The organism is Actinoplanes sp. TBRC 11911, from assembly GCF_012933445.1.
Classification (GTDB): Bacteria; Actinomycetota; Actinomycetes; order Mycobacteriales; family Micromonosporaceae; genus Actinoplanes.
In genome coordinates this window covers 14,914-32,317 of record NZ_JABBNC010000020.1, presented here as the reverse complement: position 1 = coordinate 32,317, position 17,404 = coordinate 14,914, and the positions used below count along the sequence as shown (strand labels likewise).

Sequence of the window (17,404 nt, the reverse complement as noted above, 5' to 3'; positions counted from 1 at the left end):
CGCGTCGAAAAGACGAACTACTTAGCGGCCACCACGTTCACCGGGAACGTCGCGGTCACCTCGGGGTGCAGCTTGACCTGGACGTTGTACGCCCCGGTGGTCTTGATGTGCCCCGGCAGTTCGAGACGACGACGGTCCAGCGACGGACCGCCGGCGGCCTTGACCGCGTCCACGATCTCGGCCGGCGTGATCGAGCCGAACAGACGGCCACCGTTGCCGGAGCGCGCGCTCAGCGTCACCTTCAGGCCGGCGAGCTGGGCCTTGACCTCGTTGGCCTGGCCCAGGTCACGGATCTCGCGCGCCTCACGGGCCCGCTTGATGACCGCGACCTGCTTCTCGGCGCCCTTGTTCCACTGGATCGCGAAACCCTGCGGCAGCAGGTAGTTACGGCCGTAGCCGTTCTTGACCTCGACGATGTCGCCGGGGGTGCCGAGACCCGACACCTCCTGGGTGAGGATGATCTTCATGCTCATGCCGATCCTCCTCAGCGCGCCGTCGCCGTGTACGGCAGGAGCGCCATCTCACGGGCGTTCTTGACCGCACGAGCGATCTGCCGCTGCTGCTGCGAGGTCACCCCGGTGACCCGGCGGGCACGGATCTTGCCCCGGTCGGAGATGAACTTCCGCAGCAGGGCGGTGTCCTTGTAGTCGATGTAGGTGATCCCGTCCTTGTCGAGCGGGTTCACCTTCTTCTTCGGCTTGCGCAGTGCCGCAGCCTTTGCCATTGCTCTTACTCCTGATGTCACGGGAGCCCTGCTCGGGCTTAGAAGGGAGGCTCGTCGTCGAACGAGGAGCTGCTGGCGCCGCCGCCGGAACCGCCGGAGCGGGCACCGGAAGCCGGAGCAGCCGTCGCCCACGGGTCGTCGAAGTTGTTGTTACCTCCGCCGCCACCGCTGGGCTGCCGGTTGCCACCACCACCGCCGGAGGCACCGAAACCGCCGCCTCCGCCGCCGCCGGAGCGACTCACCCGCTGCACCTTCGCCGTGGCGTACCGCAGCGACGGGCCGATCTCGTCGACCTCGAGCTCGTAGACGGTGCGCTTCTCGCCCTCGCGGGTCTCGTAAGACCGCTGGCGAAGCCGGCCCTGCACGATCACCCGAGCGCCACGCTGCAGCGACTCGGCGACGTGCTCGGCGGCGTCACGCCAGATGTTGCACGCGAGGAAGAGTGGCTCGCCGTCTTTCCACTCGCCCGACTGCCGGTCCAGAGTCCGCGGCGTGGACGCGATACGGAATTTGGCAACCGCCGCACCCGACGGGGTGAAGCGCAGCTCGGGGTCGTCGGTGAGGTTACCGACGACCGTGATGGTGGTTTCTCCTGCCATGATCTACTCCTCGCCGCTGTTCTCGTTCGTAGGAGGTTCTCAGTACCCCCTGACAAAAAACGAGCGGTCAGCGGGTCTCGGGCCGAATGACCTTGGTGCGGAGGATCGACTCGTTGAGCCGCAGCTGACGGTCCAGCTCAGCGACGGCCTCCGGGGTCGCCTGAAGGTCGACGACGGCGTAGATGCCCTCGGCCTTCTTGTTGATCTCGAAGCTGAGCCGGCGACGGCCCCAGACGTCGAGCTTCTCCACCGAGCCACCGGCGGTCCGGATGACATTCAGGTACTGATCGAGCGACGGGGCCACGGTGCGCTCCTCGAGTGAAGGGTCGAGGATCACCATGAGTTCGTAATGACGCAAGACTTTCTCACCTCCTGTGGGCTATGCGGCCACGGTCTTTCCGTGGCAGGAGGTCTTGTGTCGATCACAGCGCGGGCCGATGACCCATAACGGCGCTATGAACCGAGCCAGCATACCCAGGCGGGGACGCCGTACCAAAACCAAGGACCCCGCCGGATGACGGGGTCCTGCCTGCTGGAGCCGCGGGGCGTCCGATCCGCTTTCGCTGGGTGGGACCTGGGGAGGAACGACCACACCGATGAGGTTGGACGCGGCCGCCCCGCGGAGCTTGTGAGTGAAGACTACGCCACTTTTGACCGATTCGCACGTTGCGACACGATTGCCCGAATTGCCGCTGCGCCGACACCCAGCACGCACACCGCGGCGATCACCCCCAGCAGCCCGGTCGGCCCGCCGTGCGAGATCGGCTCCATGGCCGCCACCGGCTCCGCAGCGGCGATCCCGGGTTGCGCCGGTGCCACCGCCTCACGCTCCTCGATCATCGGCGCCAGATCCATTTGCGGTACGCCGGTGACCACGGTCTTCGCGTCTCCAGGTGGCATGCCGGTGAACGCGTGTGCACGGCCTTCAGGCGTACGGGAAACGGGCTTGACCTTGTCTTTTGTCTTGGACCGTGGCGCCGCGCCACCCGGCGGCATCGCGTTGACGGCGGCGCGCAACGCATCCGGCTGCTGCGGACGCGCCTGCTGCAGCCGGGACGGGCGCTGCGCCGTCGACCCGGAACCGGACATGACAGACGCGGCCGGCGCACTCGTCTCCGTCGCGGTGTCCACCGCCGGACGATCGTCGGACGGCGCCGGAGTCGGGTCCGGCATCGTCGCGGCCGGCGACGCGGCAGCCGTGACCAGCAGCGGAGTCGCATCGTCGGGGAACGGGCAGTTCGGCTCCATGACGACTGCGGTGGTGCCCCGCCGGAAGACCACCTCGGTCGCCCCGTGGTCGGCGAGCGTGCCCTTCGTGTCGCCGCCGAGCCGCAGATCCGCGCTGTACCCGGTGTTGTTGACCACCATGACCGTGCTCTCCGCGGGCACCGTCAGCGACTCGACGTTCGGCTGCGACTCGCAGGACAGGTCCAGCATGCTGCCACCGTCGAAGATCACCAGCTGTCCGTTCTCGTGAACCGGATCGGCACTGGCCGTCCCGGCCGCGAGCATCGGCATGCCGAAGATCAGTCCGCCCAGGGCGAGAGCCGTCATCCGGTATCGGAACTGCCGCGACATGCACTATCTCCCAGCTCGCGCCGTCAGTTGTGATCTATGCAGCTAACGAGCCCTGCCGGAGGCTGGTGACGCGGCCGGGAAAACCGTCGTACCCGCGTCGTAGTCTCATCCCATGCGCATCGGAGCCCATGTCGATCCCGTCGACCCGCTGGAGGCCGCGGCCGCCCGCGGAGCCGACGCCGTGCAGTTCTTCCTGACCGACCCGCAGGGCTACAAAACGCCCAAACCTCGCGAGGACGCGGCGACCCTGCGCGAGTCCGAGGTGGACATCTACATCCACGCGCCATACATCGTTAATGTCGCCTCGCCCAACAACCGCATCCGCATCCCCAGCCGCAAGCTGCTGATGGCACACGCCCGCGCCGCCGCCGAGCTGGGCGCGAAGGGCCTGATCGTGCACGGCGGCCACGTCGGCAAGGACACCGATCTCGCGGTCGGTTTCGACAATTGGCGCAAAGCCTTCGAATATGCCGAGAAAGACGGCGGGCTCCCGCTGCCGGTGTTGATCGAAAACACCGCCGGCGGCGACAACGCGTGCGCCCGCCGCTTCGACGACCTGGCCCGCCTGTGGGAGGCGGTGGGGTCGTTCGGCGCTGGGTTCTGCCTGGACACCTGCCACGCCTTCGCCGGCGGCGAGGATCTCACCGGCGTCGTCGACCGCGTGAAATCGATCACCGGCCGCATCGACCTGATCCACGCCAACGACTCCAAGGGCGGCTTTGATTCGGGCCAAGACCGACACGACAACCTCGGCAATGGCAAGATCGACCCCGAGTTGGTGGTGGCCGCGATCCGGGCCGCCGGAGCGCCGGCCGTCGTGGAGACGCCGGGCGGCGTCGAGGGACAGACCGCCGACATCGCTCTTTTGAAGGAGCGGGCGGGGCGCTGACGCGCCGGCACTGGGGAGGGTCATGACCACGGAGCAGCCGAAGCCGTCCGCTCCGCCGGGCTCGCAGCCTGGCGAGGGCCTGCGGCCGGCGGTGCCCGCCACGATCCACACGGAGGCGCCAAGCTCGTCTGTGGAGGATCCGAAGTCCCCCGCCCAGCCGGGAGAGCCCGCCGAGGCATCGGCGCAGCAGCCGGGCGCGACATCCGCAACCCAGCCTTCCGCACCGGCTACACAGCCCACCAAGCTGGACGAGGCAGCGCATTCGACGCCCCACCGCCGCGGCATGTTCCGCCGCCGCCGGAGACCGGCAGCCCATTCCGCAACGGCCGCCACCTCGGACAAATCCCCCAAAGCAGCCGTCGCGCTGGCCGATCCCGACACCGCGCCGCCCGCACCGGCACCGGCAGCCGCACCCGCAGCCGCAGCCGCAGCCGCAGCCGCACCCGCACCCGCACCCGCACCCGCACCCGCACCCGCCGATCCTCCACAACCGACGATCCCACCCGCGAAACGCGCCGAACCCCTCCCGTCCGAACGCCCACCAGGCGCCCCCGAAGACCCGTGGACCAGATTCGCCACCACGGCCGATCGCCCACCGGGCCGTCTCCGCCGCGCCACCCGCACCTTGGGCCGGTCGCTGATCCATGAGTACGCGCTGGCCACCTACGCGAGCCTGCTCCTCGCCGTCGCCCTGACCTGGCCGGCGTTGCGATATCCGCTGCACACGCTGCCGCAGGACATCTGGGATCCGTCGCGGCAGGCCTGGCAGATCGCCTGGGGCGGGCACATCCTGATCACCGACCCGGTGAAGCTGTGGCAGTCCAACGCCTTCTTCCCGGAACCGAACAGCTTCGCGTTCGGCGACAGCCTGCTCGGGTACGCCCCGGCCGGCATGCTCGGCGAGGGCCCGCTGGCCGCCACCCTGCGCTACAACATCATCTTCGTGCTGGCCCACGCGCTGCTCGCCCTCGGCGGGTACGCCCTGGTCCGCCAGCTCGGCGCCGGCCGCACCGGGGCCGCGGTCGCCGCCGCCGCGATCACCTACGCACCCTGGCGCCTCGCCCAGGAAGGCCACCTCGACATCGTCTCGGCCGGCGGCATCCCGCTCGCCCTCGCGATGCTAGCCCGCGGCCACGGCTGGTCGCTACGACGCGGCCTGCGCTCCGACCGCCGCAGCATCGGCTGGGCCGCGGCCGGCTGGGTGGTCGCCGCGTGGCAGGTCAGCCTCGGTTTCTCGCTCGGCGTGCCGTTCCTCTATGTCCTCGGCCTGATCCTGGTGATCGCGCTGATCACGGTGCCGCTCCGCTGGTGGCGCCGCCCCGCAAAACGCCCGGTGCTCGGCTGGCGACTGCTGGTCACCGACGGGCTCGGCGTTGTCATCCTGGCCGGCGTGTCCGCGCTGATCGCCCTGCCGTACTTCAAGGTCCACGACGGCAGCGACGGCACGGCCGAGATCAACTTCTTCTCGCCGCCGCTGCGCAGCCTGCTGATCGGCCCCGCCGAGTCGCGCATCTGGGGCGCACCGCACGAGGTCCCGCGATCATCACTGAACTGGCCGGCCGAAATGAGCCTGCTTCCGGGATTCGTCCTTTATGCACTCGCGCTGGCCGGCCTGGCGTTCTCGATCTGGACCCTGCGTCAGCGCCTTCTCCTGCTGATCGCCCTGGCCGGCACGATCATCCTGACGCTAGGCACCACATTCTTCGACGGCCGCTGGACTTACCTGCCGCTCTTCGGCCACTTGCCCGCCTCACTCGGCCTGCGCATTCCAGGCCGCCTGATGCTGTGGACGACGATTCTCCTGGCGATACTCGCCGCCGGCGCGGTCACCGAGTTCGTCCGCCGCGTCGAACACTGGTCCGAACAACGGATCCCGCCCTGGCCCGGCCCGTGGCTGCGCCTGGCCACCTTGGTTCCGCTGATGCTCGTGCTGGTCGAGGGCTGGAACACGACGGCGCACCCGGTCGTCCCCGCTCAGCCCAAGACGATGCGCACCGTGAGCGGCCCGATGCTGGTCCTGCCCACCGCCGACCTCACCGACCAGACAACCATGCTCTGGTCGACGACCCGCTTCCAGCCGATGGCCAACGGCGCCGGCGGATTCGCCTCCGCCCGCCAGGCCGAGCTACGCCGCAACGTCGCCAACTTCCCCGACGCCGCCAGCATCGACTACCTGCGTTCCCAGCGCATCACCACGGTCCTCCTGCTGCGCTCCGACGTCGCCGGCACACCGTGGGAACGCGCCGGCGATCTCCCGGTCGACGGCCTCAACATCACCCGCGAGGACTTGGACGACGCGGTCATCTTCCGGCTGAACTGACATTTCCTCCCGTACGGGCTGGCCACCCCCAACCGCACCACCAGGTTCCGTGCTTTGACAGGACCGGCCAGCAGCACCGTCAGGCCCTCACCCGGCCGCCGGGCGGAGCTGCCGCCCTCACGCTGACCGCGTTTCGCTTCAGACCTTGATCGGTTCGGCCGGGGACGGTGGCTCCGGAGCCGGGCTCCGCACGCCGAACCTGCTGCGCAACGACGCCACCCACGCGACATCCGGCCTGTTCAGCGGCCCGCCGTCCGGATCATGGTCGCGGTAGGTCTGGCGCACCACGTCCAGTTCCGGCCGCACGATCTCGCGGATCACCAGGCCGCACAGCACCGCCACGGTCACCAGCCGCAGCGTCGCGGCCAGCACGAACGTCCCCTCCGGGATGACCTGTTTGCCGCCCGCGCCCATCAGCTCGGCGTAGAACGCGGTGAAGTATCCGATCTCGGCAACCGTCCACGCGACGATCGCTCCCCAGCGGGGCCGGGCGAGCACGATCAACGGGAGCAGCCAGAGCACGTACTGCTGGGACCAGACCTTGCTCGTCAACAGGAACGCCGCGACCACCAGGAACGCGAGCTGCGACAACCGGGGGCGGCGCGGGGCGAGCAGTGCCAGCAGCGCGATGGCGACGCAGGCCAGCCCGAAAAGCCCGTACGTGAGCCAATTGAGGGTGGGAACGTGGTTGCTCAGCCACTGGAACGGGCCCTCGTCGCCCGGCCCGCCGCTGTTCCACTTCCCGTCCAGGTAACGCCCGACATACCAGAACGTGCCCCAGTCGATCGGCCGCTCGGAGTTGAGCTGGAAGAACTTGAGCCAGCTGTCGTGATAGAGCTGCCACACCGGGAAGTTGACAGCGGCCCAGGCGACCGCCGCTCCGGCGAACGCCCAGATCCATCTCTTCACCGTGCCCGAGCGCATCGCCAAGATCAGCAGCGGGCCCAGGATGAACAGCGGCCACAGTTTCGCCGCGGCGCCCAGCCCGAGGAAGACGCCGGCCCACACGGCCTTGTTCTTCGACCACAGGTAGAGCCCGATCGCGGCCAGCCCGATGGCCAGGAAATCCCAGTTCACGGTGGCCGAGATGAACAGGATCGGGGACAGCGCGAAGATCGCCGCATCCCAGGGTCGCCGACGGCGCAGCGCCAGGATGATCGCAGCGGTCGCGATGGCCAGCGCCGAGAGCACGAGCGCGTTCGCGTCGTAGAACCAGGTGCCCTGATTGATGTCGGGGTGCTTCTCGCCGTACGCGTGAATCGGAAGTCCGAGCGCGCCCATGAAATACCCGGTGACCACCGGATATTCGACCGCCTGGTCCCGATACGGCACCTTGCCCTCGTTGAGCCCCTCGGCGTAGTAGAGAGCGAGCACGTCGGTGTAGCAGAAGCGCGTGTACTGGACGTCGTTCTGCCAGTTGCCGTCCTGGCAGGGCGACTTCTGCACCCAGGACAGCGCGAGCGTGAGACACGTCAGCGCCAGGATGATCCGGGCCGCGCTCCAGAAGCGCCCGCGCCGGGCATCCGGCCGGACCGCGTGTGAGCCGAGTGGTCCACCGATCGCCTCGGACAGGCCCCGCACAAAACCGTCCGAGGTCGCCTTCGCGGGCGGCTCGTCGCGGCGGTCGGTGTCCGGGGACGGGGACGGCTGCTCGCTCATGTCAGGCATCATGCCGTACTCCGGTCTTCCACTCGGTCATCGCCTACCGCTAAGCAAAAGCCGGCGTGCACCCTGATCGGATGCACGCCGGCCGAGATCAGATCAGGCGGCTAATTGCCGTCCGCTCCGTCGTCTTGATCGGGTGTGACCCCTTGTTGCTGGTTGGGGCCGCCACCGTTACCTCCCCCGTTGTTGCCGGGGAGGCCGGGGAAGATCCCCCCGCCGTTGTTGTTCCCGCCGCCGTTGTTGTTGCCACCGTTGTTTCCACCGCCGTTGTTGCCGCCCTTGTCGTCACAGTTGCCGACGAAGCCGAGCACACACTGCGGCTGCTGAACCGGCGGCGGGGGTGGGGCCTGTCCGTTGGCGTACTTGCTGTCCGGGTCGCCGGTGCGAACCCGCGGCGGGAAGTCCTTCTTGTCGAGGTCCATCGCGGCGGCGGAGTCGTCGAGGAACTTTTTCCAGATCTTCCCCGGCACGTTGGCCCCGAACATGTCCTTGCCGGTCTCCGGATCTTTCAGCTCCACCTTGTTGCCGGCGGCGCCGACCCAGACCGTGGCCGCGAGCTGCGGGATGCCACCCACGAACCAGCAGTCACCGCTGCCTTCCTTGAACTCCCAGGTGCCCGTCTTGCCGACCGACTCCCGACCGCCCTTGAGGCTACGGCCGTCCACGTCGACGATCTTCTGCATCACGCCTTGAAGATCGGACATCTGGTTGGCGTCGAAGACCCGGTTACCTGTCGTCTTCTGGCTGTTGAGGATCTTGGTCGCGCCGGTGTCGGCGTCGACCTGCTTCACCGTTTTAACGAAGTGCGCGGCATGGTGCACACCGCCGTTCACGATCGTGGCGACGCCCTCCGCGTGCTCCAACGGAACGAGACGGTATTGGCCGAAGGCGACCTCGTTGTCGAAGTAGCCTCCCTTCAGCCAGGTGCTCTTGTCCGTCTTGGTCAGGTCGACCAGCTTGTTGTCGTCGGTGTAGAGGTGCTTCACGCCGGCGGCCCGGGCTGCCTCGATGACCTTCTCGCGTCCGATCGCGCGAGCGATGTCGTAGAACGCGAAGTTGTACGACTTGATGGTCGCGGTCTCCAACAGGCAGTTCTTGATGCCGCCACCGGTGGTACAGGTCGCGTTGTCCTCGGCGCCCGCGTTACTGATCTTGGTGCCGTTGGTCCGGAGCTGCGTGCCGTCCCATCTCGTATCGAACGAGATGTCCTCTTTCAGACCCGCGGCCAGCGTGTAGATCTTGAACGTCGAGCCGGGCGACTGGCCACCGATGATCTGTGTGCCGTCACCGGACAGACCGCCGGCGTAGTCCGTCCCGTTCGGGTTGTCGCCGCCGTAGTAGCCCAGCACAGCGCCGGTATTGGGGTCGATGCCGATCACCGCCGCCTGGTACGTCTTGGGCGTCTTGTGCATCGGGGATTCCTTGCTCAGCCGGGAACCCGCCTCCTCAGCCGCCTTCTGCACCGCCGGGTTGATCGTCGTGGTGATCGTCAGACCACCCTTGTCGAACTGCTCCTGGCTGATACCCATCTGGGCGAGCTCGGCCTTGACATGCCGGATGATCATGCCTTCCGGCTTGTTCAGCGCGTTGTTCTTGGACGCCGTGCTCGGCTTGCGGATATTGGTGGGGTACTTCCGCTGGTCGAACTGCGCTTGAGTGATCCAGCCCATCTCAAGCATGTTCTTCATCGTGTACTCCCACCGGCCCTTGGCATCGGTGAGGTTGTAGTTCGGGTCGTAGCCCTTGTGTGCCGAGTTCGGGTAGGGCTGCTTGATGATCGAAGCCAGCACCGCGGCCTCGTACGGGGTGACCGCCTTCGGGTCGTTGGCCGGGGTCATCACCGACTTGCCGAAGTAGCCCTGAGCCGCGGCCTCGATGCCGTACCTGCCTTCGCCCAGGTCGACGTAGTTCAAGTACATGCCCATGATCTGGTCTTTGTCGTACTTGGACTCGAGCTTGCGGGCGACCACCGCCTCGCGCAGCTTGCGGTTGATGCTGATGGCCTTCAGGTCGGCCACGTGCCGTGCGTACTGCTGCGTGATCGTCGACGCACCCTGAGTGGTACCACCGCTGAAGTTGTTCCACGCGGCGCGGACGATGCCCTTCATGTCGATACCGTTGTGCGTGTAGAAGTTCTTGTCCTCGGCCGCGGCGACCGCGTGCTCGACGACCTTATTGATCTTCTGCTCGGGGACCACCGTGCGGTTCTGGTCGCCCAGCTTGGCCAGCGTCGTGCCCTTGGCATCCAAGATGACATTCGACTGGTCCTCGGTCTTCGGCGACGGCAGCTCGACGTCGTCGAAGAAGTACGTGCCGCCGACCACACCGGCACCGAGCAGGATGACCAGCACGGCGGCGGCGGCGGTCAGGATGTTCGTGCGGCGGCGGCGCTTGGCCGCCTTCGACTTGTCCTTGCCGCGACCGGAGCGGCCGCGGCCCGGCGTGTCGGCCCCTGGACCGCCGGCACCGCCCGGCCGCACGGCGGCACGGGCCACACCCGCGCGTCCCGGGGTCGCCGAGCCCACGGCGGCGCTGCCCACCGACGCGCTGCCCACCGTGGCGCGGCCACCCGGGCGCGCGCTACCCACGGACGCGCTGCCGGACGCACCGCCCACCGACGCGCTGCCGGAGGCGCCGCCAACCGAGGCGCGGCCGGGCGAAACCGACCCGGACGCACCACCGACTGACGCACGGCCACCGGCCGCGCGTCTATTCGGATCTGGGGGGCGCGCGGAGGCCGAATATCGACCGTCGTCAGGCGCGCCACCGGACCCGGGCACTCGTGCCCGGGCACGCGAGGACTGCGGTTCGCCGTACGGGTTCATGCGGTCACACCTCGGTCGCGCGGGCACGTACAGCGAGAGCCCTGGGGGAGGTCTCGCCGACGACGCCACGAGCGGACGATTTGGGCTGCGTACCGGCAGCCGCCCTGTCGGTTGTCATAGCTGACCGATTGCGTCGCTGGATGCGCGAGTCGGTCAAGGTCGTGCCAAAGGTAGCGAGAACGAGCCACATCTCTCAGCGGCCCTCCTGCCGATGCGGTGACCCGGAATCGCGGTGGCGGCCCGCGGCGGACGAAGCCGCGACAGCCTCGTCCCGATCAACGTCGTCAACGGTGAGCGCGTCCCGACCGAGCACGTACTGCTGGATCAGGTGATTCCACGCGCAGGAGCGGCACACCTCCACGACGAAGACCTGGAACTCACGCAGCGTCATCGCCAGGATCGGGAGCTCGGCAAGCTTACGGGCTTGCCCGGCGGACTGCTTAAGTTCATCGCCGTAGATGTAATGCACAAGCGTCAGATTTTCCTTGCGGCAGACCGGACAACGCTCGTCGGTCGGCTCGCCGTGGAAACGAGCAGCGTTCTTCAGGTATGGCGAGGCATCACAGACCTCAAGGGTCCCGATGCGACCACTGTGCAGGTCACGCAGCACTGCTCGCTTCTGTAGCGAGTAGTCGACGATCTGCCGCTGCGTGCGCATGGCGAAGAGAGTACGCGGTGATTCAAGAAGGAGCGACAGCCATCACACAGCGTGGCGCGCTCAATGCGTAGCCATGAAGACCTTGCATGCTTTTGCAACCGGAACTACCGTTGCGATGTATCGGGCCGATACATCGAGACATGAACCAGGGAGGTGGCCGGTGCTGGAGTTGGCGATTCTCGGCCTCCTTCAGGAAGCCCCGATGCACGGCTACGAGCTCCGTAAGGAACTCGCCACCAAGCTCGGCACGATCCGCGCGGCGATCAGCTACGGCACTCTGTACCCGACGCTCAAGCGTTTGCACCACGCCGGCTGGATCACCGAGTCCAGCGCGGATGCAGCGATGATCCCCCCGATGACCAGCAAGCGGGGGCGGGTTGTCTACAAGATCACGGCGGAGGGCAAGGAACGGTTCGCCGATCTTCTGGCCCAGGCCGGCCCGGAAACGTACGACGATGCCGGTTTCGGCGTGCATTTCGCGTTCTTCTCCCGGACCGACCGCGCGACCCGTCTCCGGATCCTGGAGGGCCGCCGCCGCCGCGTCGAGGAACGCCGTGAAGGCCTGCGCGAGGTTCTGTCGCGCGCCACCGGACGCCTCGACGCGTACACCCAGGAACTTCAGCGCCACGGCCTGGAGGCCGCCGAGCGCGAGGTCCGCTGGCTGGAGGAGCTCATCACGAATGAGCGCTCCGGCCGAACCCCGGCGGGACCGAGCGGGGAGCTTCATCTCCCCGCCGACCCGGCCGGGGACGCACCCCCCGAACCCCCGCGTCCGCATATGGACCGGCCGTGATGAACAAGGAGGCAAACGCGATGGGCTCCGTCCGCGTCGCCATCGTCGGTGTGGGTAACTGCGCCTCGTCCCTCGTGCAGGGCGTGGAGTATTACAAGAACGCCGACCCCAACGACCGCGTCCCGGGTCTCATGCACGTGACCTTCGGCGACTACCACGTTTCGGACGTGAAGTTTGTCGCGGCGTTCGATGTGGACGCCAAGAAGGTTGGCATGGACCTGGCCGAGGCGATCGTGGCCAGCGAGAACAACACGATCAAGCTGACCGACGTGCCGCCGACCGACGTCACCGTCCAGCGTGGACCGACCTTCGACGGTCTGGGCACGTATTACCGCGAGATCATCGAGGAGTCGACCGCCGAGCCGGTCGACGTGGCCCAGGCGCTGCGCGACGCGCAGGTCGACGTGGTCGTCTCGTACCTCCCGGTGGGCTCCGAGGAGGCCGACAAGTTCTACGCCCAGGCCGCGATCGACGCGGGCTGCGCCTTCGTGAACGCGCTGCCGGTCTTCATCGCGTCGACCCCGGAGTGGGCTCAGAAGTTCACCGACGCCGGCCTGCCGATCATCGGTGACGACATCAAGAGCCAGGTCGGTGCCACGATCGTGCACCGCGCGCTGGCGAAGCTGTTCGAGGACCGCGGAGTCGAGCTGCTGCGTACTTACCAGCTCAACTTCGGCGGCAACATGGACTTCATGAACATGCTGGAGCGCAACCGCCTGGTCTCCAAGAAGATCTCGAAGACCCAGTCGGTGACCAGCCAGATCCCGCACGAGATGATCAAGTCGGACGTGCACATCGGCCCGTCGGACCACGTGCCGTGGCTCGACGACCGCAAGTGGGCGTACATCCGGCTCGAGGGCCGCTCGTTCGGCGACACCCCGCTGAACGCCGAGCTCAAGCTCGAGGTCTGGGACTCCCCGAACTCGGCCGGCGTCATCATCGACGCGGTCCGCGCCGCGAAGATCGCCAAGGACCGCGGCATCGGCGGCCCGATCCTCTCCGCGTCGTCCTACTTCATGAAGTCCCCGCCGGTCCAGTACAACGACCACGACGCGAAGGAGGCCGTCGAGGCCTTCATCCGCGGCGACGTCGAGCGCTGACCGCGCAATAAACGAAAGGCCGGGCCGCTGTGTGGGCCCGGCCTTTCGTCAACTCATTCCATACGAAGGAACGGCGCCAGCCGCTTGGCGATCTCCGGAACGCCGCTCACCCGGCGGTCGAGGATGTCGCTGGTGAGAATCATCTGCTCGAGGGCGGAAATCTTCAGAGTGCCCCCGCTGCGCTGTGCGATGAGTCCGGCAGCCCGCCAACCGAGACTGGCGTTCCACATGTCCAACGGCTCCCAGCGAATGATCGCGTCGAGAAGCGCCGCCGCCCGCTCCGGCACGGTCACAAAAGTTCGCTGGTCGAGAACGATGGATTCGGGTCGAGCGGTCGCCGAGTAGAGGATGCTGACGTCCTGCACCTTGGTGCGTGCGCTGGTGCATTCGCCGAGGACCAGAAGGAGGTCCTCGGCATCGACCCGGTAGGTCATCGATCGCCGAGTTCCCGATAGAAGTCGGCGTTCTCCTCCTGGTCACGGCGGACGAACTCGGCTATCTCCTTCCACCGATCCAGATCCCTCGTAATGATCGATGCGGCTCTTTCGTACGAGCAGCTGAGTGCATATTGCAGCCGGGCGATGGCACGGGCCTGAAGCTCGTCCATCGTCGGTTGCACCCCTTGCGTTGTCATAGCGCAAGTCTCCTAGCAGCTATAGGCGCTAGTCAACCCCAGGCGCGTGCGAAGGCAATCTTGGCTTCGAGCTCCAGGAGGCGGCGTTTGCGGTCGATGCCGCCGCCGAAGCCGACCATCTTGCCGTTCGCGCCGACCACCCGGTGGCACGGCACGATCACCGGGACCGGGTTGTGGTTGCAGGCCATGCCGACCGCCCGCGCCGCCCCCGGGTCGCCCAGCGTGGTGGCGATAGCGCCGTACGTAACCATTTCGCCATACGGGATTTTGGCGATCTCGCCCCAGACCGCCCGCTCGAACTCGGAGCCCCCACGCAGCTCGAACGGCACCGTGAAGTCGGTCAGCTCGCCGGCGAAATAGGCCTCGAGCTGCACCGCCGCGGGGTGGCGGGCGGACGGGCCGGGCCGGGCGGCGAACCGCACCCCGACCACCGTGTCTTCCTCGACGACGACACCCAGCGGACCGATCGGCGAGTCGATGACGAACATGCCTCGATTCTGCCCCGGGGGTACGACAACTTTTCAGCGGGCGAGAACCGACTGCCACTGCCGCAGCCGTACGTCCTCCGGCGTCAGCACGCAGTCCCCGCACATGCCGCCACCCGGGATCCGGTAGTACAGGCAGCAATTCCGGCGCACCAAAAACCACCGCTCCCGGGCCGGCGACGGTCGCACCAGCGTGGCCATCCCGAGCAGCGGCGGCACGGCAAGCGCTTCCTCGACGATCCCGGCGCTGCGAGCCGCCAGCGAGGGCGCGGCGTCGGCGATCATGCCGTTGGCACCGCCCAGCGCGGAGGCGACGTTGCCCCAGAGCACATGGTCGGATAGCCCGAACCGCTGCCGGAACACCGTAAGGAACGGCTCGACCAGCTCGGTCATCGCCGCGACCCCGGCACCCCGCGCCAGGTCGCGGCACGCGATCGGCAACGGCCCGCCCTCGACCGGCCGCCACCACATAAGCGAAATGTCCGGCAGCGGCATGACGCCGTCGACGACCGCGCCGCCGAGCATCGGCGACACCAGCCGCGACGCGATACCGAGGAAGGTTATCGACGCGGCGACACGCGACCCCACCTGGGAACGGCTCAACTCCGACAGCCGGCGACGCGCCAGCTCCACCCGCGAGGCGGCGACCTCCGCGTCGAGCAGTTCCGCCAGCGGCCGCCACGCCGGGTCGCCATCATAGGGCTCCCATGAGAAATAGGGCCCGAAGCGGCCGTCCACTAGCTCAAATGACCGTTGTCCCGAGCCCATTTGAAGAGCTCGGCCTCGGCCTCGTCGCGGTTCAGCGGCCCCCGGTCGAGCCGCAGCTCCTTCAGATAACGCCAAGCCTCACCGACAACCGGTCCGGGCGCCACGCCCAGCAGCTCCATGATCGCGTTGCCGTCCAGGTCGGGCCGGACCCGTGCCAGATCCTCCTCGGCGGCGATCCGGTCGATCCGGTCCTCGAGCGCGTCGTAGTCGGCGGCGAGCTGGGCGGCCTTGCGCTTGTTGCGGGTCGTCACGTCGGAGCGGGTGAGCTTGTGCAGGCGCAGCAGCAGCGGCCCGGCGTCGGTGACGTAGCGCCGCACCGCCGAATCCGTCCACTCGCCCCGCCCGTACCCGTAAAAGCGCAGGTGGAGAGCGACCAGCTCGACCACCTCGGCGGTGACGTCCTTGGGGTACTTCATCGCCTTCATGCGCTGCTTGGTGAGCCGCGCGCCGACGACCTCGTGGTGGTGGAAGCTGACCCGGCCGTCGCGACCGACCGCCTTCGTGGCCGGCTTGCCGACGTCGTGCATGAGCGCGGACATCCGCAGCACGAAGTCGGGGCCGGAGTCGCCCTCGAGCCGGATCGCGTTCTGCACGACGATCAGCGTGTGCTCGTAGACGTCCTTGTGCTGCGCGTGCTCGTCGATCTCAAGCTTAAGTCCGGAAATTTCGGGAATGAACTGATCGGCCAAGCTGGTGTCGACCAGCAATCGCAGCCCGGTCACCGGATCGACGGCGGACAGCAGCTTGGTGAATTCGTCCCGGATCCGTTCCGCGGTGATCCGGCCCAGATCAGTGGCCATATCCCGCATGGCGGAAACAACCGATTCGTCCACTTTAAACTGCAATTTCGCGGCAAATCGGGCGGCTCGCAACATCCGAAGTGGATCATCGCCGAACGACAACGACGGTGCCGCAGGCGTACGGATCAATTGGTCTGAAAGATCTTGAAGCCCGCCGAACGGGTCCGTGAAGACGTGACCGGGCACCGACACGGCCATCGCGTTGATCGTGAAATCGCGCCGCGAGAGATCCTCGAGCAGCGTCTTTCCATAGGAGACGGTCGGATTCCGGGTCACCCCGTCGTACGCTTCCGCCCGGAATGTCGTGATCTCGATCCGCAGACCGTTTTTCTGGATCCCGATCGTCCCGAACTCGCGCCCGGTCTCCCAGATCGCGTCCGCCCAGCCCGACACCACCGCGAGCGTCTGCTCCGGCCGCGCGTCCGTGCAAAAGTCGAGATCGTCGCCGAGCCGACCGAGCAAGGCGTCCCGCACCGAGCCGCCCACCAGGTGCAACTCATGGCCGGCGACGCCGAACCGGCGCCCCAGCTCGTCCGCGACGGGGGACACACGAAGCAGTTCGGCGACCGCTTTCTGCTGAGCGGCATTCAACACAGACATGGGATGACCAGCCTAACCGGCGTGGCGATCGCCGAGTTCAGCGGGCAGGATGGGGCGGTGCCCGTTTCCGAGGCGCTACGCCGCCTGAGCGAGGACCCTGAGTTCTGGACGGGCGCCGGCGCGATCACCGACCCCGACGCGGGTGAGCCGCGCGCGACCTTCCCCGTTCTCGGCGGCTACGCCCTGCTGCTCGATGTCGATCCGGCAAGTGGCGAGCGCACGCTGGGCCTGCGCGGTCCCGCGTCGAGCGCGCCGATCCCGCTGGCGTCGGCACCGCCCGGCGGGCCGTTTCCGGCCGCGTTGCGCTGGTGGGAGCTCGATCTGTTCGCCCGGGTGATCGCCCTCGACGATCCGATGCTGCCGCATCCCGGCCTGGTGGTGGCGTTGCTCGGTCCGTTCGCGCCGGCCACCCCGGACGACGACGAGCCCGCGGTGCTGGCGATGCGTGAGGCGGCGTACCGATCGCTGCGCCGCGTCGTCGAGCCGCCCGCGCCGACCGGTCCGGAGCAGGCTCCGCTTCCGCTCTTCGCGAGCGCCGACTGGTGGCCGGCGCCTCCGGCCACGTCACCGCAGGTGCTCGACGAGGCCGCCATCGCGGAGCTGACCCGCCCGGCGCGAACGTTTCTCGAGGTCCGAGGTGGGTCACGCTTCCCGCGTGAGTTGCTGGCCGATCTCGTACGCCGGTGCACCGCGCTCCTGGAGCGCATGCCGAGCCAATCGTGGTACGCCCGGACGCGACCGCTGGCCCGGCACATCCTCGACACGGGTGACCTTCGGCCCATTCCCGCCCTGCTGGGTGCGCTAACCGAGGCCGGCTGCGATCATCCCACGGTGCTGGATGCCTTGAGTGAGCCGCTTGTGCCCGCCGAGGCATGCTGGATGGTCGAAACCCTGGCCGGCGCCGAACCTGGCACCCTCCTGCGCCGCCACCTGTGACCTACCCCTTTATGGTGATTCCGTGTTCGG

Annotated in this window: 18 protein-coding genes; 5 read left to right on the top strand and 13 right to left on the bottom strand. The window is 67.8% G+C overall.

Features of this window, described 5'->3' with window-relative positions; genetic code table 11:
* Nucleotides 1–17 precede the first annotated feature (17 nt).
* The 5 genes from rplI to HH310_RS24970 form a co-directional block, all read right to left on the bottom strand.
* On the bottom strand, nt 18–467 hold the full coding sequence (rplI, locus tag HH310_RS24990) for a 50S ribosomal protein L9 (protein WP_169178181.1): 450 nt from the start codon (nt 465–467) through the stop codon (nt 18–20).
* A 17-nt stretch (nt 468–484) separates the two neighbouring features.
* Nucleotides 485–724: a 30S ribosomal protein S18 gene (gene rpsR, locus HH310_RS24985; RefSeq protein ID WP_007073789.1), complete on the bottom strand. Its 240-nt coding sequence runs from the start codon at nt 722–724 to the stop codon at nt 485–487.
* Nucleotides 725–762: 38 nt separating this feature from the next.
* Entirely contained in the window at nt 763–1,323 is a 561-nt protein-coding gene (locus tag HH310_RS24980) for a single-stranded DNA-binding protein (RefSeq protein WP_169178077.1), read from the bottom strand.
* Nucleotides 1,324–1,390: 67 nt separating this feature from the next.
* On the bottom strand, nt 1,391–1,681 hold the full coding sequence (rpsF, locus tag HH310_RS24975; RefSeq protein WP_014448192.1) for a 30S ribosomal protein S6: 291 nt from the start codon (nt 1,679–1,681) through the stop codon (nt 1,391–1,393).
* Nucleotides 1,682–1,962: 281 nt separating this feature from the next.
* Nucleotides 1,963–2,901: a hypothetical protein gene (locus tag HH310_RS24970; protein WP_169178076.1), complete on the bottom strand. Its 939-nt coding sequence runs from the start codon at nt 2,899–2,901 to the stop codon at nt 1,963–1,965.
* Between the two features lie 112 nt (nt 2,902–3,013).
* Between HH310_RS24970 and HH310_RS24965 the strand changes: the two genes are divergently transcribed.
* The gene (locus HH310_RS24965; RefSeq protein WP_169178075.1) at nt 3,014–3,790 is read left to right on the top strand and encodes a deoxyribonuclease IV; all 777 of its coding nucleotides are present in this window, start codon (nt 3,014–3,016) and stop codon (nt 3,788–3,790) included.
* Between the two features lie 22 nt (nt 3,791–3,812).
* Entirely contained in the window at nt 3,813–6,110 is a 2,298-nt protein-coding gene (locus HH310_RS24960) for a hypothetical protein (protein WP_248294388.1), read from the top strand.
* A 138-nt stretch (nt 6,111–6,248) separates the two neighbouring features.
* Here the strand turns inward: HH310_RS24960 and HH310_RS24955 are convergent, their stop codons facing one another.
* The 3 genes from HH310_RS24955 to HH310_RS24945 all read right to left on the bottom strand — a co-directional run bounded on the left by HH310_RS24955 (nt 6,249) and on the right by HH310_RS24945 (nt 11,258).
* Complete coding sequence (locus HH310_RS24955; RefSeq protein ID WP_169178074.1) at nt 6,249–7,769, bottom strand: glycosyltransferase family 87 protein; 1,521 nt, start codon at nt 7,767–7,769, stop codon at nt 6,249–6,251.
* Nucleotides 7,770–7,879: 110 nt separating this feature from the next.
* On the bottom strand, nt 7,880–10,363 hold the full coding sequence (locus tag HH310_RS24950) for a transglycosylase domain-containing protein (protein ID WP_312034300.1): 2,484 nt from the start codon (nt 10,361–10,363) through the stop codon (nt 7,880–7,882).
* 430 nt (nt 10,364–10,793) lie between these two features.
* The gene (locus HH310_RS24945) at nt 10,794–11,258 is read right to left on the bottom strand and encodes a DUF5318 domain-containing protein (protein ID WP_169178072.1); all 465 of its coding nucleotides are present in this window, start codon (nt 11,256–11,258) and stop codon (nt 10,794–10,796) included.
* A gap of 160 nt (nt 11,259–11,418) precedes the next feature.
* Between HH310_RS24945 and HH310_RS24940 the strand changes: the two genes are divergently transcribed.
* The gene (locus HH310_RS24940) at nt 11,419–12,051 is read left to right on the top strand and encodes a PadR family transcriptional regulator (protein ID WP_169178071.1); all 633 of its coding nucleotides are present in this window, start codon (nt 11,419–11,421) and stop codon (nt 12,049–12,051) included.
* A 20-nt stretch (nt 12,052–12,071) separates the two neighbouring features.
* Complete coding sequence (locus HH310_RS24935) at nt 12,072–13,151, top strand: inositol-3-phosphate synthase (RefSeq protein ID WP_169178070.1); 1,080 nt, start codon at nt 12,072–12,074, stop codon at nt 13,149–13,151.
* Between the two features lie 53 nt (nt 13,152–13,204).
* Here the strand turns inward: HH310_RS24935 and HH310_RS24930 are convergent, their stop codons facing one another.
* The 5 genes from HH310_RS24930 to HH310_RS24910 are packed head-to-tail and all read right to left on the bottom strand — an operon-like array spanning nt 13,205 to nt 16,438.
* Entirely contained in the window at nt 13,205–13,585 is a 381-nt protein-coding gene (locus HH310_RS24930) for a hypothetical protein (RefSeq protein WP_169178069.1), read from the bottom strand.
* On the bottom strand, nt 13,582–13,785 hold the full coding sequence (locus tag HH310_RS24925) for a hypothetical protein (RefSeq protein WP_169178068.1): 204 nt from the start codon (nt 13,783–13,785) through the stop codon (nt 13,582–13,584). The genes HH310_RS24930 and HH310_RS24925 overlap by 4 nt, the downstream gene beginning before the upstream one ends.
* A gap of 32 nt (nt 13,786–13,817) precedes the next feature.
* Nucleotides 13,818–14,273 carry a methylated-DNA--[protein]-cysteine S-methyltransferase gene (locus HH310_RS24920; protein WP_169178067.1) on the bottom strand — a complete coding sequence of 152 codons (456 nt, stop codon included), beginning with the start codon at nt 14,271–14,273 and terminating at the stop codon, nt 13,818–13,820.
* A 33-nt stretch (nt 14,274–14,306) separates the two neighbouring features.
* Nucleotides 14,307–15,008, bottom strand: coding sequence for a (2Fe-2S)-binding protein (locus HH310_RS24915; RefSeq protein WP_312034299.1), 702 nt, complete (start codon nt 15,006–15,008; stop codon nt 14,307–14,309).
* Nucleotides 15,008–16,438 (bottom strand): CCA tRNA nucleotidyltransferase, encoded by a 1,431-nt coding sequence (locus tag HH310_RS24910; protein ID WP_169178065.1) that lies wholly within the window; start codon nt 16,436–16,438, stop codon nt 15,008–15,010. The genes HH310_RS24915 and HH310_RS24910 overlap by 1 nt, the downstream gene beginning before the upstream one ends.
* 3 nt (nt 16,439–16,441) lie before the next feature.
* Between HH310_RS24910 and HH310_RS24905 the strand changes: the two genes are divergently transcribed.
* Nucleotides 16,442–17,374 carry a hypothetical protein gene (locus tag HH310_RS24905; RefSeq protein ID WP_169178064.1) on the top strand — a complete coding sequence of 311 codons (933 nt, stop codon included), beginning with the start codon at nt 16,442–16,444 and terminating at the stop codon, nt 17,372–17,374.
* The last annotated feature ends 30 nt before the right edge of the window (nt 17,375–17,404 follow it).